Annotated in this window: 21 protein-coding genes, 3 tRNA genes and 5 pseudogenes; 12 read left to right on the plus strand and 17 right to left on the minus strand. The window is 70.0% G+C overall.

All coding sequences use genetic code 11. The features are described 5' to 3' along the window. Positions 1-25: 25 nt before the first annotated feature. Both LP418_RS03715 and LP418_RS03720 read right to left on the minus strand, forming a co-directional pair. A pseudogene (locus LP418_RS03715) lies at positions 26-1,171 on the minus strand (thioredoxin domain-containing protein); the annotation flags it as partial. After that, entirely contained in the window at positions 1,080-1,601 is a 522-nt protein-coding gene (locus tag LP418_RS03720; protein WP_257955272.1) for a MauE/DoxX family redox-associated membrane protein, read from the minus strand. The pseudogene LP418_RS03715 and the gene LP418_RS03720, both read right to left, overlap by 92 nt. A 61-nt stretch (positions 1,602-1,662) precedes the next feature. On the opposite strand from LP418_RS03720, the gene orn reads away from it, so the two are divergent. Both orn and LP418_RS03730 read left to right on the plus strand, forming a co-directional pair. Further along, entirely contained in the window at positions 1,663-2,295 is a 633-nt protein-coding gene (orn, locus tag LP418_RS03725; RefSeq protein ID WP_257955273.1) for an oligoribonuclease, read from the plus strand. 47 nt (positions 2,296-2,342) lie between these two features. Beyond that, a tRNA-His gene (locus LP418_RS03730) sits at positions 2,343-2,418 on the plus strand. Positions 2,419-2,447: 29 nt separating this feature from the next. On the opposite strand, the gene LP418_RS03735 is transcribed toward LP418_RS03730, so the two are convergent. After that, positions 2,448-3,086 (minus strand): DUF4396 domain-containing protein, encoded by a 639-nt coding sequence (locus LP418_RS03735; protein ID WP_257955274.1) that lies wholly within the window; start codon positions 3,084-3,086, stop codon positions 2,448-2,450. 77 nt (positions 3,087-3,163) lie between these two features. Between LP418_RS03735 and LP418_RS03740 the strand changes: the two genes are divergently transcribed. The 4 genes and pseudogenes from LP418_RS03740 (at position 3,164) to LP418_RS03755 (ending at position 5,535) form a co-directional block, all read left to right on the plus strand. After that, a complete protein-coding gene (locus LP418_RS03740) occupies positions 3,164-3,763 on the plus strand; it encodes a DUF305 domain-containing protein (protein ID WP_257955275.1) in 600 nt (199 codons plus the stop codon). A gap of 36 nt (positions 3,764-3,799) precedes the next feature. After that, positions 3,800-3,928: pseudogene (locus tag LP418_RS03745) on the plus strand (FAD-dependent oxidoreductase); the annotation flags it as partial. A 16-nt stretch (positions 3,929-3,944) separates the two neighbouring features. Then, positions 3,945-5,282: a phytoene desaturase family protein gene (locus LP418_RS03750; RefSeq protein WP_257957306.1), complete on the plus strand. Its 1,338-nt coding sequence runs from the start codon at positions 3,945-3,947 to the stop codon at positions 5,280-5,282. Positions 5,283-5,462: 180 nt separating this feature from the next. Then, positions 5,463-5,535: transfer RNA gene (locus LP418_RS03755), tRNA-Lys, on the plus strand. A 192-nt stretch (positions 5,536-5,727) separates the two neighbouring features. On the opposite strand, the gene LP418_RS03760 is transcribed toward LP418_RS03755, so the two are convergent. The 6 genes and pseudogenes from LP418_RS03760 to LP418_RS03785 all read right to left on the minus strand — a co-directional run. Next, positions 5,728-6,231 carry a pyridoxamine 5'-phosphate oxidase family protein gene (locus tag LP418_RS03760; protein WP_257955276.1) on the minus strand — a complete coding sequence of 168 codons (504 nt, stop codon included), beginning with the start codon at positions 6,229-6,231 and terminating at the stop codon, positions 5,728-5,730. A gap of 169 nt (positions 6,232-6,400) precedes the next feature. Then, the gene (locus tag LP418_RS03765) at positions 6,401-6,700 is read right to left on the minus strand and encodes a GroES family chaperonin (RefSeq protein ID WP_257956890.1); all 300 of its coding nucleotides are present in this window, start codon (positions 6,698-6,700) and stop codon (positions 6,401-6,403) included. A gap of 49 nt (positions 6,701-6,749) precedes the next feature. Further along, a complete protein-coding gene (locus tag LP418_RS03770; protein WP_257955277.1) occupies positions 6,750-6,998 on the minus strand; it encodes a DUF3618 domain-containing protein in 249 nt (82 codons plus the stop codon). Beyond that, positions 6,995-7,666, minus strand: coding sequence for an energy-coupling factor ABC transporter ATP-binding protein (locus LP418_RS03775; RefSeq protein ID WP_257955278.1), 672 nt, complete (start codon positions 7,664-7,666; stop codon positions 6,995-6,997). The genes LP418_RS03770 and LP418_RS03775 overlap by 4 nt, the downstream gene beginning before the upstream one ends. Positions 7,667-7,747: 81 nt before the next feature. Beyond that, entirely contained in the window at positions 7,748-8,164 is a 417-nt protein-coding gene (locus LP418_RS03780; protein WP_336276014.1) for an energy-coupling factor transporter transmembrane component T family protein, read from the minus strand. A gap of 478 nt (positions 8,165-8,642) precedes the next feature. Then, positions 8,643-9,422: pseudogene (locus tag LP418_RS03785) on the minus strand (energy-coupling factor ABC transporter permease); the annotation flags it as partial. Between the two features lie 119 nt (positions 9,423-9,541). Here LP418_RS03785 and bcp point away from each other — a divergent pair. The 3 genes from bcp (at position 9,542) to LP418_RS03800 (ending at position 11,054) form a co-directional block, all read left to right on the plus strand. Further along, on the plus strand, positions 9,542-10,012 hold the full coding sequence (bcp, locus tag LP418_RS03790) for a thioredoxin-dependent thiol peroxidase (RefSeq protein WP_257955279.1): 471 nt from the start codon (positions 9,542-9,544) through the stop codon (positions 10,010-10,012). A gap of 35 nt (positions 10,013-10,047) precedes the next feature. After that, positions 10,048-10,128, plus strand: a tRNA-Leu gene (locus LP418_RS03795). 146 nt (positions 10,129-10,274) lie between these two features. Further along, complete coding sequence (locus tag LP418_RS03800) at positions 10,275-11,054, plus strand: bile acid:sodium symporter family protein (protein WP_257955280.1); 780 nt, start codon at positions 10,275-10,277, stop codon at positions 11,052-11,054. 32 nt (positions 11,055-11,086) lie between these two features. Here the strand turns inward: LP418_RS03800 and LP418_RS03805 are convergent. From LP418_RS03805 to LP418_RS03825, 5 genes and pseudogenes are all read right to left on the minus strand, one after another. Further along, a pseudogene (locus LP418_RS03805) lies at positions 11,087-11,663 on the minus strand (non-canonical purine NTP pyrophosphatase); the annotation flags it as partial. After that, positions 11,660-12,397, minus strand: a complete 738-nt coding sequence (gene rph, locus LP418_RS03810) for a ribonuclease PH (protein WP_257955281.1) — start codon at positions 12,395-12,397, stop codon at positions 11,660-11,662. The pseudogene LP418_RS03805 and the gene rph, both read right to left, overlap by 4 nt. Positions 12,398-12,411: 14 nt before the next feature. Beyond that, positions 12,412-12,576, minus strand: a complete 165-nt coding sequence (locus LP418_RS03815) for a hypothetical protein (protein WP_257955282.1) — start codon at positions 12,574-12,576, stop codon at positions 12,412-12,414. After that, positions 12,551-13,186, minus strand: coding sequence for an SGNH/GDSL hydrolase family protein (locus LP418_RS03820; protein WP_257955283.1), 636 nt, complete (start codon positions 13,184-13,186; stop codon positions 12,551-12,553). Before LP418_RS03820 ends, LP418_RS03815 begins: the two co-directional genes overlap by 26 nt. A 167-nt stretch (positions 13,187-13,353) precedes the next feature. Then, entirely contained in the window at positions 13,354-13,749 is a 396-nt protein-coding gene (locus tag LP418_RS03825; RefSeq protein WP_257955284.1) for a hypothetical protein, read from the minus strand. A 23-nt stretch (positions 13,750-13,772) separates the two neighbouring features. Between LP418_RS03825 and LP418_RS03830 the strand changes: the two genes are divergently transcribed. Beyond that, on the plus strand, positions 13,773-14,204 hold the full coding sequence (locus LP418_RS03830) for a hypothetical protein (protein ID WP_257955285.1): 432 nt from the start codon (positions 13,773-13,775) through the stop codon (positions 14,202-14,204). On the opposite strand, the gene LP418_RS03835 is transcribed toward LP418_RS03830, so the two are convergent. Further along, positions 14,179-14,700, minus strand: a complete 522-nt coding sequence (locus tag LP418_RS03835) for an AAA family ATPase (protein ID WP_257955286.1) — start codon at positions 14,698-14,700, stop codon at positions 14,179-14,181. The two genes, LP418_RS03830 and LP418_RS03835, sit on opposite strands and share 26 nt — an antisense overlap. A gap of 88 nt (positions 14,701-14,788) precedes the next feature. Further along, positions 14,789-15,133 (minus strand): annotated as a pseudogene (locus LP418_RS03840) (ATP-binding cassette domain-containing protein); the annotation flags it as partial. Between the two features lie 63 nt (positions 15,134-15,196). Between LP418_RS03840 and LP418_RS03845 the strand changes: the two are divergent. Next, positions 15,197-16,024 (plus strand): histidine kinase dimerization/phosphoacceptor domain-containing protein, encoded by an 828-nt coding sequence (locus LP418_RS03845; protein WP_257955287.1) that lies wholly within the window; start codon positions 15,197-15,199, stop codon positions 16,022-16,024. Positions 16,025-16,451: 427 nt separating this feature from the next. Then, a complete protein-coding gene (locus tag LP418_RS03850; RefSeq protein WP_336276015.1) occupies positions 16,452-17,045 on the plus strand; it encodes a response regulator transcription factor in 594 nt (197 codons plus the stop codon). 1 nt (position 17,046) lies between these two features. On the opposite strand, the gene LP418_RS03855 is transcribed toward LP418_RS03850, so the two are convergent. Next, positions 17,047-17,199, minus strand: coding sequence for a hypothetical protein (locus tag LP418_RS03855; protein ID WP_257955288.1), 153 nt, complete (start codon positions 17,197-17,199; stop codon positions 17,047-17,049). Position 17,200: the final 1 nt, after the last annotated feature.

Here is a 17,200-nt window from a genome sequence, read left to right on the forward strand (position 1 = left end):
TCGGCGGCGACGCGCGGTCCTCGATCGCCTCCGTGTAGGCCTCGATCGGCATCCCGATGTCGTCGCGGTCAGGACGCACGGAGGTGTAGGGCGTGCACGTGAGCTCGGCGTAGCGCAGGTTCTGACCGGTCGCCATCTCGCGCGCCACCTCGTAGGTGAGCATCCGGATGTCCGCCGCCGTCCGGATGACATCGACGACCGCGAGGTAGACGTCGACGAAGTGCGCGAAGTCGCGGAACTCGAAGAACTTCTTCAGCTCCGCCGAGTCGGACGGGACGGTGCACGGGTGCCGGGCCGCGAGCTCGGAGACGATCCGCGGCGAGGCCGACCCGACGTGGTGGACGTGCAGCTCGGCCTTCGGCAGGCCCGCGATGAACGCGGTCAGGTCCGTCACTGCAGGGCCGCCTCGAGCGTGCTGGCGTCGATGGCCTCGCCGTCGACGATGACCGTCGGGGTGCCCCGGATGCCGGCGCTGGCGGCGGCCTTGGCGCCGTTGGCGACCCAGCCCTCGAACTCGAGGTCGTTGATGCCGTCCCCCACGTCCGCCTCGGTGGCACCTGCCTCGACGGCCTTCTCGATCAGCCACGCGTCGTCGGGGGTGGTCCCCGTCCTCGGCCGGCTGTTCGGCGTACAACATGTCGTGGAACTCCTTGGCCACGTCAGGCCCGGCGGTGTCGAGCACCACGGCGAAAGCGTTGGCGGTGCGCTGGGAGTAGTCGCCGAAGCGGCTGAGGAAGTCGAGCGGGCGGTATTCCACGGTGGCGCGACCGTCCGTCACCGCGGTGTCCAGCGTCTCCCCAGCTGCATCCTCGAAGGCCTTGCAGGCCGGGCAGAGGAAGTCCTCGTAGATCACGACCTCGTGGTCGGCACCGGTCTCGCCGAGCACCATGCCGTAGTCGTCCGTGGCGCCCGCCGGGGCGGCCGCCGTCTCATCGATCCTGCCGGCCCGGCTCTGCAGCCAGAAGCCGATGGCGACGACGAGGAGCAGCGCGCCCACGACCCCGCCGATGGTGAGCAGGCGACGCTGCCGCTCCTTGCGCTCCTGCTCCGCCTTCAGGGCCGCTGCCCGGGCGGCGCGCTCAGCGGTCTTGTTGCGCTTCGACATCGAGTTCCTCTCCTTCGCCCGGACCGGGCGAGACCTCTCCCGCACGGGGCGAGAAGACAACAGCATCCAGTGACCAGCGGGTCCGTGGCCAGATCACCAGCCGGGCGGACAGCAGCAGCAGCCCGACGTCGCGGGCGATCTCCCACGGATATTTCGCCGTGGCGTCGGCGATCTCGCCGCCCCCGCCGAAGCAGCCGCAGTCGATCGAGAGCCCGCGCGCCCACGCCGCCGAGATGCCGACGATGAAGGCGACGAACAGCAGCGACGACAGCACACCCATCGTGCGCGTCAGCAGGCCGAGCACCGTGCAGACGCCCAGCACGACCTCGACGACCGGCAGCGCATGGCCGACCGTCGGCACGACCGACTCGGGCAGCAGCTCATACGCGCGTACGGCGCGGACACTGCTCGCCGGGTCGGGCAGCTTCAGGGCGCCGGCCACGATCCAGACCCCACCAGTGATCAGTCGCGCGAGGAGACCGATCCACTGCTTCACGTCCATGACCCTAGGACCAGCGCCTGAACCGCCGCTGAGAACCCTGAGTAGGGTGCTCACCGTGAATGAGCGACTCGTCTGGATCGACTGCGAAATGACCGGCCTCAGCCTCGAGACGGATGCGCTGGTGGAGGTTGCGGCGCTGGTCACCGACTTCGACCTCAACGTCCTCGGCGAGGGCATCGACGTGCTCATCAAGCCACCGCAGGCCGCGCTGGACCAGATGATCGACTTCGTCCGCAACATGCACGTCTCCTCCGGCCTGCTCGAGGAGCTCGAGGGCGGGACGACGATGGAGGACGCCGAGCAGCAGGTGCTGGCCTACATCAAGGAGCACTGCCCCGACGGCAGCCGTCCGCCGCTGGGCGGCAACACCGTCGCCACGGACCGCTCGTTCCCGGCCCGCGACATGCCCACGCTCGAGGGCTTCCTGCACTACCGCAACGTCGACGTCTCCTCGATCAAGGAGCTCGCCCGCCGGTGGTACCCCCGCACCTACTTCGCGGCCCCGGCCAAGCGCGGCAACCACCGCGCGCTCGCCGACATCCGGGAGAGCATCGAGGAGCTGCGCTACTACCGCGAGGCCGTCTTCGTCCCGCAGCCGGGCCTCGACAGCGTCACGGCCCGCGAAGTGGCGGCCCGCCACGCCGGGACGATCACGGGGCTGGGCCCCGATTCAGATTCCGCGCACTGATTGCCCTACACTTCTCATCGGTCTTGCGCCTTGTTGTGCAAGCCATGGTGGGTATAGCTCAGCTGGTAGAGCGCCGCCTTGTGGTGGCGGATGTCGTGGGTTCAAGTCCCGTTACTCACCCCAAGCGATCGAGGCCCTGACCGCAGTCGCGGTCAGGGGCTCGATGCGTGTGAGCTCTCCGTCATCGGCCCGTCCCCGAGCTCGTCGGCGACCGAGACGACCAGCCCGCCGAGCATGAAGGCGACGATGGCAGCCACCAGCGTCGAGGTGGCGAGCGTGGGGATGAATCGGCGAGCGCCCGTCGCCGTACCGCCACCGTGGTGGCCGTGGGTGAGCGCGTGACCCTTGCCGCGCTGCAACAGGTAGCGGTTGACCGGGTAGGCCGCGAGGAACGCGACCGTCAGCGCGATCATCATGCTGATCCAGAAGACGGCGTTGACCGGGCCGGCGTCCATGGCTCCGGGGATGAGGGCCATCACTGCGTTGTCGACGACCTCCATGGTGGCGATCGAGAGCGTGTCGGCGGCGAACACGAGACCGAGGGCAGCGCCGAGGCCCAGACCCGACTTCAGCAACGGCAGCGTCGAGAGGGCGTAGCCGAAGAGGAAGGCGAGCGAGACGGCCAGCAGGATCGTCCAGCCGGCGCTTAACCCGATCGCGGTGCCGATCATCAGGCCGGCGATCTCACCGATGGCGCAACCGGTCAGGCAGTGCAGGGTGGCGCTGAGCGCCATCGCCTTCACCCCACCCATCGCTGCGTGATCGTGCCCGTCGTGATGCATCTCGTTCATCTTCTCTGACCTCCGGCGTGGATGATGGAAGCGTTCATGCTCGTGCCAACCTATACCCCAGGGGGTATATTCCCATCATGATGAAGACTTTGTTGCCGCTCGCCCTCATCCTCGCCCCGGCCGTCGGTTGTGGCGACGACTCCGCGCCCGCGCCTCAGCGTTCCGAGACCGAGCACAACGCCGCCGACGTCACGTTCGCCTCCGAGATGCTCCAGCACCACGCCCGGGCGCTCTCGATGGTCGACCTGACGCTGGACCGCCCAATCGACCCGGAGGTCCGGGAGCTCGCCGAACAGGTCCGCGCCGCCCGGGCGCCTGAGATCCAGACCTTCTCCGAGTGGCTCACCGACTGGGACGAGCCGATCCCCGAGACGATGCGTGACCACGTCAACGCCGGCCACGGCGACGAGCACGTGGGCGAGTCGATGGAGGGTGTCGACACCGACATGCCCGGCATGATGTCGGCCGACGAGATGACCGCCCTGTCGGAGGCCTCGGACGGCGAGTTCCGGGCCATGTGGCTCGACATGATGATCGAGCACCACGAGGGCGCCGTCGAGATGGCGCAGGCGGAGATCGAGGACGGCCGCTACCAGCCGGCCGTCAATCTCGCCGGTGACATCGTCGACACGCAGTCGGCCGAGATCGAGACGATGCAGGCACTCTCGACCTCCTGACGACCCGCCGATGATGATGCGGCTACGTTGGCTCAGGTGAACAACGCTCACCAGTCCTACGACGTCGCCATCGTCGGCGGCGGCCACAACGGCCTCGTCGCGGCCGCCTACCTCGCCCGCGCAGGCCTGTCGGTGGCCGTCCTCGAGCGCCTCGACCACACCGGCGGCGCCGCGGTCTCAGGTGAGCCCGTTCGCCGGGATGCCGGCCCGGCTCTCGCGCTACTCCTACCTCGTCAGCCTGATGCCCGAACAGCTGATGGCCGACCTCGAGCTCGACGTCACGCTGGTCTCGCGGACCACGGCGTCATACACGCCGTACACCCGGGACGGCCGCTCCGGCGGCCTGCTCGTCGAGCGCCCCGAGGGCGAGCCCACGCGCGAGTCCTTCGCCGCCCTGACCGGCTCGGATCGTGAGTACGGCGCCCGGCGCGAGTTCTACGCCGACATGACCGACCTCGCGCACGCCGTCGCGCCGACACTGATGTCGCCGCTCCCCCTCGAGCGCGAGCTGCGCGAGGCCGTCGACCCGGGCATCTGGCGCGACGTCGTCACCCGGCCCCCGGGGCAGACGATCGAGGAGCGCTTCCTCGACGACACCGTCCGCGGCGTCGTCGCGACCGACGCGCTGATCGGCACGTTCGCCTCGATGCACGACCCGTCGCTGGTCCAGAACCGGTGCTTCCTCTACCACCTGATCGGCAACGGCACCGGCGAGTGGCGCGTGCCCGTCGGCGGGATGGGCGCGGTCACCGACGCGCTCGCGCGAGCAGCGACCCGCTGCGGGCGCCGGGATCGTCACCGGGGCCGGCGTCAGCCGGATCGAGGCGGCTCCGACTCCGCAACCGTCGTCTGGCACGACGGCTCCAGCGAGCAGTCGCTGACCTGTCGCCGCGTGCTGTCCGGTGTGGCGCCGTGGGTGCTGCGGATCCTGCTCGGCGAGGGCGAGGACGACGCCACCAAGCCCGAGGGCGCACAGCTCAAGATCAACTTCCTTCTCGACCGGCTGCCGTCGCTGAGGTCGGGCGCCGACCCGGCCGTCGCCTTCGCCGGCACCCTGCACCTCGGCGAGGACTACACACAGCTCGAGGCGGCGTACACCGAGGCGTCGGCCGGGCAGGTGCCGACCACGATGCCCGGCGAGGTCTACTGCCACTCCCTCAGCGACCCCTCGATCCTCGGCCCACTGGCCGAGCAGGGTGCGCACACGCTGACCTACTTCGGCCTGCACACCCCGGCGAGCCTGTTCGAGGGGCAGGGTGGCGCGGCGGCCAAGGACCTCGCGGTCGAGCGCGGATCGCCTCGCTCGACGAGCACCCGGGTCGGGTCGATCCGCGACTGCATCGCGACCGACGCCGACGGCAACCCCTGCATCGAGGCGAAGGTCCCCCAGGGACATCGAACGCGACCCGGCGATGCCGGGCGGGCACATCTTCCACGGAGACCTCGACTGGCCGTGGGCGCCCAACCGGGCCCGCCGCGACACCCCGGCGCAGCAATGGGGCGTCGCGACCGACCATGAGGTCGTCCTCCTGTGCAGGTTCCGGCGCCCGTCGCGGCGGCGCCGTCTCCGGCCTCGGCGGCCACAACGCGGCGCAGGCCGTGCTCGCCGACCCGGCCTGATGATCTCGATTTCAACTCGGCGGCGCAGGCGTGTAGAGTTCAACCTCGTTGCACAGCGCTCCACCGCGTTGTGCAATATGCGCCAGTAGCTCAATTGGCAGAGCAGCTGACTCTTAATCAGCGGGTTCGGGGTTCAAGTCCCTGCTGGCGTACAGAATCACGAGAGGCCGGTCCACCAGGACCGGCCTTTCGTGCGTCTTGGGGCCTCCGAGTCCGACGTCTCGGCGACCAGCCCGTCGGACGTCCACCGGGACGTCCGACGAGGCGGCTGCCCGAGCAACCAGACGGTCGGACGTCCCGCACAACGTCCGACGATGTGGCGACCGGGGTGTCGGACGTAGGAGTCAGCGCTCGTCGATCGAGGCAGCCGTCGTCCCGCCCGGCTCCATCGCAGGCAGGCCGAGCTTGCGGTGGTCCCGTGTCCGGGTGCGCTCGACGTCGAGGCGGATGACGACGCGGTTGTGCATCATCAGGTCGAGGAAGGGCCGCAGCTCTTCGGTGTACGGCGCGTTGTAGCGCTCGAAGACGTCCGGGCAGACGCGCTCCAGCAGCGCCGGGTCGTCCTCGACGACCACGCCGCGGCCCTCCATCGAGACGCCGCGCAGCTGGTCGTAGGTGTGGCCCGCCTCGACGAGGAACGTCAGCCGGTCGTTGCGGCGCAGGTTGAGCACCTTCTGCGACTTCGGCTTGGTCTCGAACCAGACGTGGCCGTCGAACCACGCGTACCACATGCCGACGAGGTGGACCTGGCCCTGCGGGCCGAGCGTCGCCACCGTCGAGCTGCGTTGGGACGTCAGGAACGTGTCGATCTCGGCGTCGTCCATGACGATCGCATCGCGCTGCTTCACGCGGTCACCCTAGCGACGGCGCTAGAGGACGGCCTGCACGAGCGGGGGCTTCCGCGCAGGCCGTCCAACGACGCCTCGACATTCACGGGGAAACGTCGCGACCCGGCAATCCTCACCCCGCGCGGGGCGGCGTGGCTAGGCCTCGTCGGGACTTCCCCAAAATTCGCGGTCAGAGGTAGAGGCCGGTCGAGCCGGCATCGAGCCGCTCCGCAGCGACGGCATGAACGTCACGCTCGCGCATCACGATGTAGACCTCGCCCTGCACCTCGACCTCGGACTTGTCCTCGGGGTCGAAGAGCACGCGGTCGCCGACCTCGACGGCCCGGGCGTGCGGGCCGACGGCGATGACGCGCGACCACGCCGGGCGGCGAGCGCCCATCGCCGCGGTCGCGGGGATGACGATGCCGCCGGACGAGCGCCGCTCCCCCGACTCCCGGTCGAGCTCCACGAGGAGGCGGTCGTGCAGCATCTTGATGGCGGCTGCGCCCGAGGTGCTCACGACTGGATCAGGGCCGCGGTCAACGGACGATCTTGCGGATGATCGCGAGGACCACGATCGCGCCGACGACGCCGCCGGCGACCTTGATGAGGTTGTCGGTGCGCGGGGCACCTGACTCCGTGTCGACGAAGTGCGACTTCACCGACGTCACCTCGCGACCAACGATGGTCTTGGGGTTGGCGCGGTAGGTGAGCTGGTCGATCGTGCTGGCGAGACGCTGGCGCGTCTCCTCGATCTCGCGCTCGAGCGCGCTCAGTTCGTTGGTCACGCGGGAAGGTTACCAACCGTGCGCGGATCGAATCCCCACGGCAGCTCCAGCCGATGGGCGGCCATCAGGGGCCCATCGGTGAGTACGTCGAAGGTCCGCCCGTCCGCCACCACGACCCCGTCGCTGAGCACCAGCGAGCGGGGGCAGAGCTCCAGCGCGTAGGGCAGGTCGTGGGTCACCATCATCAGCGTCACGTCGAGTCCGCGCAGGATGTCGGCCAGCTCGCGACGGCTGGCGGGGTCCGTGTTGGAGCTCGGCTCGTCGAGCACCGGGATCTCCGGCTCCATCGCCAGCACGGTGGCCACGGCCACGCGGCGACGCTGGCCGAAAGAGAGGTGGTGGGGCGGCCGGTCGGCGAAGTCGGCCATGCCGACCCGGTCGAGGGCCGTCATCACCCGCTGGTCGAGGGCCGCGCCCCTGAGCCCGAGATTGGCGGGGCCGAAGGCGACGTCCCGGCGCACGCTGCCGAGGAAGAGCTGGTCGTCGGGGTCCCGGAAGACGATGCCGACGCGGCGGCGGATCTCCGTGAGGTTGCGCTTCTCGACCGGCAGGCCGCTGACGCTGACCGAGCCGGCGCCCCCGGAGAGGATGCCGTTGAGGTGCAGCACCAGCGTCGTCTTGCCCGCACCGTTGGGTCCGAGGAGGGCGACCCGCTCTCCCCGGTGCACGTGCAGGTCGACGCCGTACAGCGCCCGGTGCCCGTCGGGGTAGGCGAAGGCGAGGCCCCTGGACGTCGAGGACAGGTGTGCTCATCGAGGAAGACTTCCGTTGTAGCCGCGCGAGAGCATCGCGAGGTGGATCCGCTCACCGCGCTCGTAGGAGCGGATGAAGAGCGCGCCCATGCCGCGCGCCGGGGTCGGCCAGTGCTTCGGCGATCGCGGGTCGCAGCCGCGCGACCGCATCGCGACGAGCATCCGCGACCACTCCGCCGTGACGACGTCGAGGTAACGGATCATGAAGCCCATGATCTGGACGAGCAGGTCGGGCATCCGCAGCCGCTCCAGGCCGCGCAGGATGTCGTCGGGTTCGGTGGTCGCCGCGAACGTCAGGGACGAGGCGACCCCGATCGTGCCCTTGGCGAGCAGGCCGAAGGCAGCGACGAGGCCAGGCTCCGAGAGCGAGAGGCCGAGCACCTCGGTCTTCGGGCCGGTCGCGATGAAAGGCACCCGGGACCGCGAAGCAGACGAACGGGACCTCGATCACCATCCGCTTGGCGATGTAGGTGAGCGGCACGCCCGAGGCGAAGATGACCGAGACGACCAGCACGGCATAGATGCCGAACACGGAGTAGAGCTCGCGCGGCGTGGCCACCACGACGAGCATGAAGCCGACCAGGACCAGCAGCTTGTGGTGGGCGGCCATCCGGTGCAGCGGGCCGTGCCCGTGGAAGTGCAGGCGGTGGCCGTGCCCGGCGCCCATCAGGCCTGCTCGGGAGTGTGGGTACGGCGACGACGCAGCACCCAGAACAGGCCGCCGCCCGGGAGCAGCGTCGTGAGCGAGCCGACCACGCCGGCCAGACCCCCGGAGAGGCGCTCGTTGTCGACGCCCCGCGTGGGAGTAGCCGGAGAAGACTCCGTCGGAGGTGGCGGACTCCTTCTCGGAGTCGCTGAATCCGGTCTGCTCGGCCACGTAGGCCAGTCCGTCGGGCTGGGCGCTGGCGTAGTAGCTGCCGACACCCGCCACGAGCAGGGCGGCGAGCAGGAAGGCCGCGAAGAACTTCGCGTTGCGGGTCATCGGGCGACCTCCACGTCCGTGCGGATCTCGAGCTCGCGCGTCGAGCAGTGGGCGGGCGCCGTACACGAGATCGGGTCGGGTGGTGACGACCGTGCCGACGACCGGGAACGTGATGACTGCCTCGCCGATGCCGATCACGGTGTGCCAGCCGAGCATCGCGGTCAGGACCGTGCTCATGTCGACCGGGGCGGTGCCGCCGACCGGGAAGAGGCCCGTGAAGACGAGCGCGGCGGCCGGGACGCTGAGCAGGGCGGCGATGCCCGCGGCCGGCGGGATCATCTGGACCTTCTTCGGCAGCACGCTGCGGGCGACGACGAAGGCCAGCCAGCCGGCGGTGACGCCGACCGTGCCCATCAGCGTGACGTTGGTGCCGAGCGCGGTGATGCCGCCGTCGGCCATCAGCAGCGCCTGCACGAGGAGGACCACGCTGATGCAGAGGGCGCCGGTGTAGGGACCGACGAGCACGGCCGCGAGCGCGCCGCCGAGGAGGTGCCCGCTGGTGCCGCCGGCGACCGGGAAGTTGATCATCTGGCCGGCGAAGACGAAGGTCGCGACGAGTCCGGCCATCGGCGCGGTCCGGTCGTCGAGCTCGCGCCGGGCGCCGCGCAGGGCGAGCGCGACGCCAGCGGCCGCAACGACCGCGGTCGCCACCGACGTCGGTGCGTCGAGGAATCCGTCGGGGACGTGCATGTCGCTGACCTCCGTGATGGTTGTATGTCGGTGATCCGAAATCACCTTATTGCAGGTTGTTCGCAACAACCAACCAGTCGGATTGGTAGCAGTTTCCCCTCCGAACGAACAGGACCGAGATGACCGACCGCCTGTCCCCCGGCGACACCGCCCCCGACTTCACGCTCACCTCCGACACCGGCGAGGAGGTCACCCTCTCGGACCTTCGCGGCCGCAAGGTGATCGTCTACTTCTACCCCGCCGCGATGACCCCCGGCTGCACCAAGCAGGCGTGCGACTTCAGCGAGTCACTCGACTCTCTCAAGGGCGCGGGCTACGAGGTGCTCGGCGTGTCGAAGGACAAGCCGGCCAAGCTGGCGAAGTTCCGCGAGCGCGACCAGCTCACTCTCACCCTGCTCTCGGACGAGTCGCTCGACGTGCACAAGTCCTTTGCGGCGTACGGCGAGAAGAAGCTGTACGGAAAGACCATCGAGGGCGTCCTGCGATCGACCTTCGTGATCGACGAGGACGGCCGGATCGAGCTGGCGCAGTACAACGTCAAGGCCACCGGTCACGTCGCGAAGCTGCGGCGGGACCTCGGTCTCGACTGATCCCCGCCTCGGGCGTCGATAGGATCCCGGGGCAAGCCGAAGTGGTGGAATCGGCAGACACGCGGCGCTTAGGACGCCGTGCCTTCGGGCGTGGGGGTTCAAGTCCCCCTTCGGCACACAGCGCATTCGGCACACAGGAGGCATCCGCATCGCTAGGGTCCGCACATGGATTCTGCGATGACCGAGATCGGCCTGCCGATCGCCCTTGCCATCATCATGTTCGGGCTCGGCCCTGGACCTGACGCCCGCGGACTTCCGCCGGGTGGGCAAGCACCCCAAGGCGGTGTTCGTCGCGCTGATCTGCCAGCTCGTGGTGCTGCCGGCGATCTGCTTCGGCATCGTGCTGCTCTTCGACCTGCCGCCGTTCCTCGGTATCGGCCTGCTCCTGCTATCGGCCAGCCCGGGCGGGACGACGGCCAACCTGTTCAGCCACCTGTTCCGCGGCGACGTGGCCCTGAACATCACGCTGACCGCGATCAACTCGATCGTTGCGATCGCCACGCTGCCGATCATCACCAACCTCGCGATCGGCTACTTCGACCAGAGCGACAACGTGACCATGCCGCTGGCCGAGGTGGTCAAGGTCTTCGCGCTGATCCTGATCCCGGTGGGCATCGGCATGCTGGTCAGGTCAAAGAGCCCCGGGTTCGCGCAGCGGATGGACAAGCCGGTCCGCATGGCCTCAGCCGTCATCCCGGCCGTGCTGGTCCTCGGCATCCTCGCGAGCGAGTGGGAGAACGTCGGTGAATACCTCGCCGACGTCGGCCCGGCCGCGATTCTCTTCTGCGTGATCAGCCCGGTCGTCGGCTTCGTCGTCCCGCGTGCCTTCGGCATCGTCGAGAACCGGGCGATCGCGTCATCCTTCGAGATCGGTGTGCACAACGCGACACTGGCGATCTTCGTGGCCGAGAACGTGCTGAACGAGGCCGAGATTGCCGTCCCCGCGGCGGTCTACGGATTGCTGATGTTCCCCCTCGCGGCACTGTGGGGGACCTTCGTCATCAAGAAGATCACCACAGCGAGCGAGTCCGTCGCCGTCTGACCTACGCCGGGGCCTCCGCGATCCGCGGGGCCAGCGCGCAGTGCCTTGCCGCGGTGCGAGATGCGGTCCTTCTCGGCCGGGTCGAGCTCGGCGGAGGTCAGGTCGGCCTCGGCATGCTCGTCGGCGACGAAGACGACGTCGTAGCCGAAGCCTCCGCTGCCGCGGGGAGCGTGGATGATCCGACCGGGCATCCGGCCGTGCTCGACCAGCTCTCCCCCGTCGGCGCCGACGAACGCGACGGCGCACTCGAACCCAGGCGTCTCGCCTGTCGTCCGGTAGGTCGCTGAGCTGGGCCAGCAACAGCTCGTTGTTCCGCGAGTCGCTCTTGGGAGGGCCGGACCACCGAGCCGACAGCACCCCCGGCATGCCGTTCAGCGCGCCGACGCACAGGCCGCTGTCGTCGGCGATCGTCGGCAGCCCGGTGGCCGCGAAGCCCGCGCGCGCCTTGAGCAGCGCGTTGCCCTCGAAGGTCGGCTGGTCCTCGACCGGCTCGTCGTAGTGCGACACGTCGTCGAGCCCCACGACCTCCACCCCGTCGACGTGCTCGGCCGGGATGCGCTGCATCTCGACCAGCTTCTTGGCGTTGCGCGAGGCGAGGAACACCCTCATCGCGCGAGCGCCTCCTGCTGGAGCCGGGTCAGGTCGACGCAGCCCTTGGCGGCAAGGTCGAGCAGGGCGTCCAGCTCGGCGCGGTCGAAGGCGACGCCCTCGGCGGTGCCCCGGACCTCGACGAAGGAACCGGTGCCGGTCATCACGACGTTCATGTCGGTCTCGGCCCGCACGTCCTCCTCGTAGGGCAGGTCGAGGCGCGGCACCCCGTCGATGATGCCGACACTGACGGCGGCGACGGAGCCGGTCAGCGGCTCGCCCTTAAGCGCGCCGGTCGAGCGGAGGTGGGCGACGGCGTCCGCGAGGGCGACGTAGGCGCCGGTGATGGACGCGGTGCGGGTGCCGCCGTCTGCCCGGAGGACGTCGCAGTCGAGGACGATGGTGTTCTCGCCGAGCGCTTCGTAGTCGATGATCGCGCGCAGCGAGCGGCCGATCAGGCGCGAGATCTCGTGGGTGCGACCGCCGATGCGGCCCTTGACCGACTCGCGGTCGGAGCGGGTGTTCGTGGACGCGGGCAGCATGGCGTATTCCGCCGTCACCCAGCCCGAGCCGGAGCCCTTGCGCCAGCGCGGGACACCCTCGGTGGCCGACGCCGAGCACAGCACCTTGGTGCCGCCGAACTCGATCAGCACCGAGCCGGCCGCGTGGTCGAGCCAGTTGCGCGTGATGGTGATCGGGCGGAGCTGGTCGTCGGCGCGACCGTCGGCGCGGAGGGGAGCAGTGGAGATCGTCATGGGGACAAACCTAGTCAGGCCACGGCCTCGTCCCGGAGCGGGTCTCGCCGCGCACCGAGCTCCGCCAGTGCCATCCGAGCGCCCCGGGGGCCGAGGTCGCCGGCGCGGCGCGCGAGCCACGGCACGCCGGCCTTCGCCAGCCGGGCCGGGTCCTCACGTCGCGAGGGGACGGTGCCCACACCGGCGGCCACGCACGGCGGCACGACTGCAGCCGCGCTCGGCCAGCGCTTCGGCGTACCAACCCGCGACCGCCCGGTGCCCCTGCCCCGACGGGTGCAACCGGTCGACCGACCAGAACGAGCGCGTCGTCACCTCGGGCCGCTGGGCGAGGTCGATGCGCACGGTGTCGTGCCGGGCATGGATCTCGTCGTAGGTCGCATTGAGCTGCTGGATCCGCTGCCACATCGGGCGCCGGAGCCAGCCGGGGAGGCCGAGCACCGAGGCATGGTCGTGGTAGCGGACCGTGAGCAGGAGCGCGCCGGCGTCTGCCAGCTCGGCCGCGGTCGTCACCAGCCGCTCCCGGACCCCGACCGGGTCCCGGGAGGACTTCATGGTGTCGTTGACGCCGACGATCACCGACGCGAGGTGCGGACGCAGGACCAGCGCCGGCCGGAGCTGCGAGTCGTGGACGTCGATCGTGGTCCCACCCGAGACGGAGAGGTTGACGAAGTCGACGTCGTAGGACTGTGCGAAGGAGTCGGCCGGGAGCGCGGCCCAGCCGCGGCGTACGGGATCTCCGACACCGAACGTGGTGCTGTCCCCCGGGGCCGCGAACCGCAGTTGACGCATGCCAGCAGCGTGTCGGCGCCCGGGAAGCATCGTCCTGCCACCGGATGACGGCGAGTCCAACGCCGCGTGAAGTTCCCCCGAAGAAAACCAGCCGGGGCCGGTCATCCCCGTGGAAGACCGGTCCCGGCTGGTGTTGGCCCCTCCCCGTGGGGGCCAGTCAGTGGGAGCTACTTGAGCTCGGCCCTCGTCACCCGGCGCAGGCCGAGGACGAACGGCAGCACGACCCAGATCGCGAAGGTGAAGATCACCTGCAGCAGGGTGGTGGTGGAGGGTTCGGCAGCGTCGGGGCTCTGGCCCGGGTAGGGGCTGATCGCGAAGCCGAGGTCGATCCACGGAATGAGGTCCTTGGCCCAGTCGAAGAAGGCGTAGAGCGTGCCGTAGACCATGAAGGGCACCAGCATGGCGACGACGTAGTAGACCGCGATCGCAGCAGGCGTGCTCAGGAAGACCGGGCCGAAGGCGAAGGCCATGGCGAAGAACGCCAGCTGGTTGAAGATCGACCGGGCGAACGTCCCGGCCTCGATGTCCCAGACGGGGTCGGTGCCGGTGATCGCGGCCGCCACCGGGGGTGCCGATGGTGCCGACGATGATGGCCAGCACGATGGTCACGGCGGCCGGGATCATCACGGTGGTGAACTTGGCCCACACGACGCGCATGCGGTGGGGCTCGAGCGTGAAGGACACCGGGCCGGTGCGCTGGCTCCACTCGCTGGTGATGCTGGTGATGGCCGGGACGGGGACGAGCAACGACACCGGGATCGTCATGATCTGCGCGAACTGGGTCGCGGACGGGCTCCCTTCGTCGCTGAGCGCGACGACGAGCAGCACGATGCCGAGGGCCAGCACGAGCAGACCGCCGGTGATGGCGAGCAGCCAGAAGCCGGCGCGGGTGTCCCACATCTTGCGCAGCTCGACCGACACGAGGCGCACGAACGGCACCTGCTGGGTCGAGGAGATGTCGATGGTCGGCGACGGGTCTGCAGCGACGGCTGTCATACCGCGACTCCTTCGGCGGTGATGCTCTCGCGCTGGGTGTCAGCGGTGAGCTCGAGGAACAGGTTCTCCGGGCCGCCCTCGGCGGGCCGGAGGTCGGTCAGCACGATCTGCTTGTCGGCCGCGACCCGGCCCACGTGCACGGGGTCGGTCTCGACCCGGAGCCCGTCACCGGCGGCCGAGACGGTGAAGCCGTTGCCCTCCAGCGCGGTCGACAGCGACGCGACGTCGAGCGCAGTGACGTGCGTGGCACCCCCCGCGCGACCGGCGAGCAGCTCCTGCTTGGTGCCGCTGGCCACGATCTGGCCGCGACCGATCAGGATCATCTCGTCGGCGACCAGCTCGACCTCGTTGAGGAGGTGGCTGGAGAGCAGCACCGTGCCACCGCGGTCGGCATAGTCCTTCAACAGTCCGCGCATCCACCGGATGCCGGCCGGGTCGAGGCCGTTGGCGGGCTCGTCGAGGATCAGCACCGACGGGTCGCCGAGCAGGGCGTGCGCGATGCCGAGCCGCTGGCGCATGCCGAGCGAGTAGTTGCAGGAGCCGACGCGTCGACTCCACGTCGGACAGGCTCACCGGGGCCAGCATCTCGTCGACCCGGGAGGCCGGCAACCCCATCTGCTTGGCGCCGAGCGTGAGGACCTCGCGGCCCGTACGTCCGGCGTGCTGGGCGGAGGCATCGAGGAGCACACCGACGTGGCGACCGGGGTTGGGGATGTCGCGGTAGTGGTGACCACCGATCGTGACCTCACCAGCCGTGGCCGGCGTCAGCCCGACCATCACGCGCATCGTGGTCGTCTTGCCGGCACCGTTGGGGCCCGGGAACCCGGTCACACGACCGGGTCGGCAGGTGAACGTCACGTCCCGCACGGCCGTGAAGTCGCCGTACTTCTTGGTCAGAGAGGTCACCCGGAGCATGCGCCCCAGCCTGTCGGCCCGGACCGCCCCGGACATCGGTCGCAGGGCTGGACCCTGCCCCTACCTAAGTAGGGGGCCGCTGCGCTTAGCCTTGCCCCCATGGAAGGTCAGGTGGAGCGCCCGCGCGCCGAGGACACCCGGCCCGACCTGACACTGGCCGGCCACGCGTGGCGCCCGGCCGTCTGCCTCGCCTTCTCCCTGCTCATCTGGTCACAGGCCGTCGAGGCCGAGTGGTCCCGGCACCGGACGACCTTCTGGTTCGAGATCATCCCGGGGCTGATCGCGTTCGTGGCGGTGATCTTCCGGCGCCGCGCACCGGTGCTCTTCGCCGCCCTGATCGCTTGCCTGAGCGCCTTCTCCGGTCTCGCATCCGGCCCAGCCACCCTCGCCGCCGTCTCGTTGGCCACGCAACGGCGGCCCGGCCCGATCATCGGCGTCGGCCTGCTCAACTTCGCCTGCGCGATGACCTACACGCTCTATGCGCCCTTCGAGCTGAACGGGCCCATCTGGGTCTCCGTGGTGATCAACCTCGTCACGAACGGCGCGATGATGGGCTGGGGCATGTATCTCGGCTCTCGCCGCGAGCTGATCTGGACGCTGCGCCACCGCGCCTCCCGCGCCGAGTCCGAGCAGGAGCTCCGGGTCGCGCAGGGCCGCAGCCGAGAACGCGAGCGGATCGCGCGCGAGATGCACGACGTGCTCGCACACCGGATCACCCAGATCTCCATGCAGGCGGGCGCGCTCGCGTTCCGCGACGACCTCGAGGCCGACCAGCTCCAGCGACGGCCTCGGACAGATCCGGGGCAAGTCCAACGAGGCGATCAACGAGCTGCGCGGTGTGCTGGGGGTGCTCCGCGACGAGGTGACCGGCGAGCTCGTCGAGGGGCCGCAACCGACGTACGCCGACATCGCCGCCCCGGTCAGTGAGTCGCGCGACCACGGTCTCCACGTCGAGTTCAGCGACCGGGTGGACCGCTCGATCGACGCGGTGCCGGACGTCGTCGGGCGCGCGCTCTACCGGATCATCCAGGAGGGGCTCACCAACGCCACCAAGCACGCGCCCGGTGCCCGCGTGAGCATCGCGCTCAGCGGCTCGCCCGAGCACGGGATCGACGTGCTGATCCGCAACCCCCTCGGGTTCGCCGCCGCTCTCCGCGCCGGGAGCGGGCCTCGGCCCGGTGGGCCTGTCCGAACGTGCCGAGCTGCGTGGCGGCACCCTCGTGCACGGCCGCGAGGGCTCGGCGTTCGTGCTGCGCGGGTCGATACCGTGGATCGCATGAGGCGGCCTCCGACGAAGACGATCAAGGTCCCGGTCGTCGACGACGATCCACTCGTCCGCTCCGCGCTGGCCCTGATGCTGGGCGGTCAGCCCGACCCGGTCCTCGTGGGCGAGGCCGGCGACGGCGCCGAGGCGCTGGCGATGGTCGAGCGCGAACGGCCGCACGTCGTGCTGATGGACATCCGGATGCCGGTGATGAACGGTCTCGACGCCACCAAGGCGCTCCTGCAGCTGCCGCAGGCCCCGTCCGTGATCGTGCTGACGACGTTCCGGGCCGACGACTACGTGTTCGCCGCCGTCGCGGCCGGCGCCGACGGGTTCTTGCTCAAGGACACGCCGCCGGCCGAGATCGTCACCGCCGTACGCCGCGTGGCGGACGGCGAGGCCATCCTCTCGCCGTCGGTCACCCGCACGGTGCTGGAGCAGATGCGCCTGACCCAGCCGCTCGATCGCTCCGCGGTCGCGGAGGAGCGGATGGCCACCCTCACGCTGCGCGAGCGCGAAGTCGCGATCTGCGTCGGGCGTGGGCTGAGCAACGCGGAGATCGCGGGCGAGCTCTACCTCTCGATCCCCACCGTCAAGGCCCACGTCTCGCGGCTCTTCGACAAGCTCGACTCGACCAACCGCGTGCAGATCGCGATGGTCGTGCACGACGCGGGGCTGGTCTGAGCTACAGCTCGATGACCATCCCGGCGACCGCGACGTCGAGCTGACCGGTCCAGTGGCCTTCGCCTCGGCGAGTGCGACCTGAGCGTCGTGCCACGGCGGGATGTGGGTGAGCACGAGCCGGCCGACGCCGGCCTCGGTGGCGGTCGTGCCGCACT

The sequence above is a fragment of the Nocardioides sp. B-3 genome (assembly GCF_024703895.1).
Taxonomy (GTDB): Bacteria; Actinomycetota; Actinomycetes; order Propionibacteriales; family Nocardioidaceae; genus Nocardioides.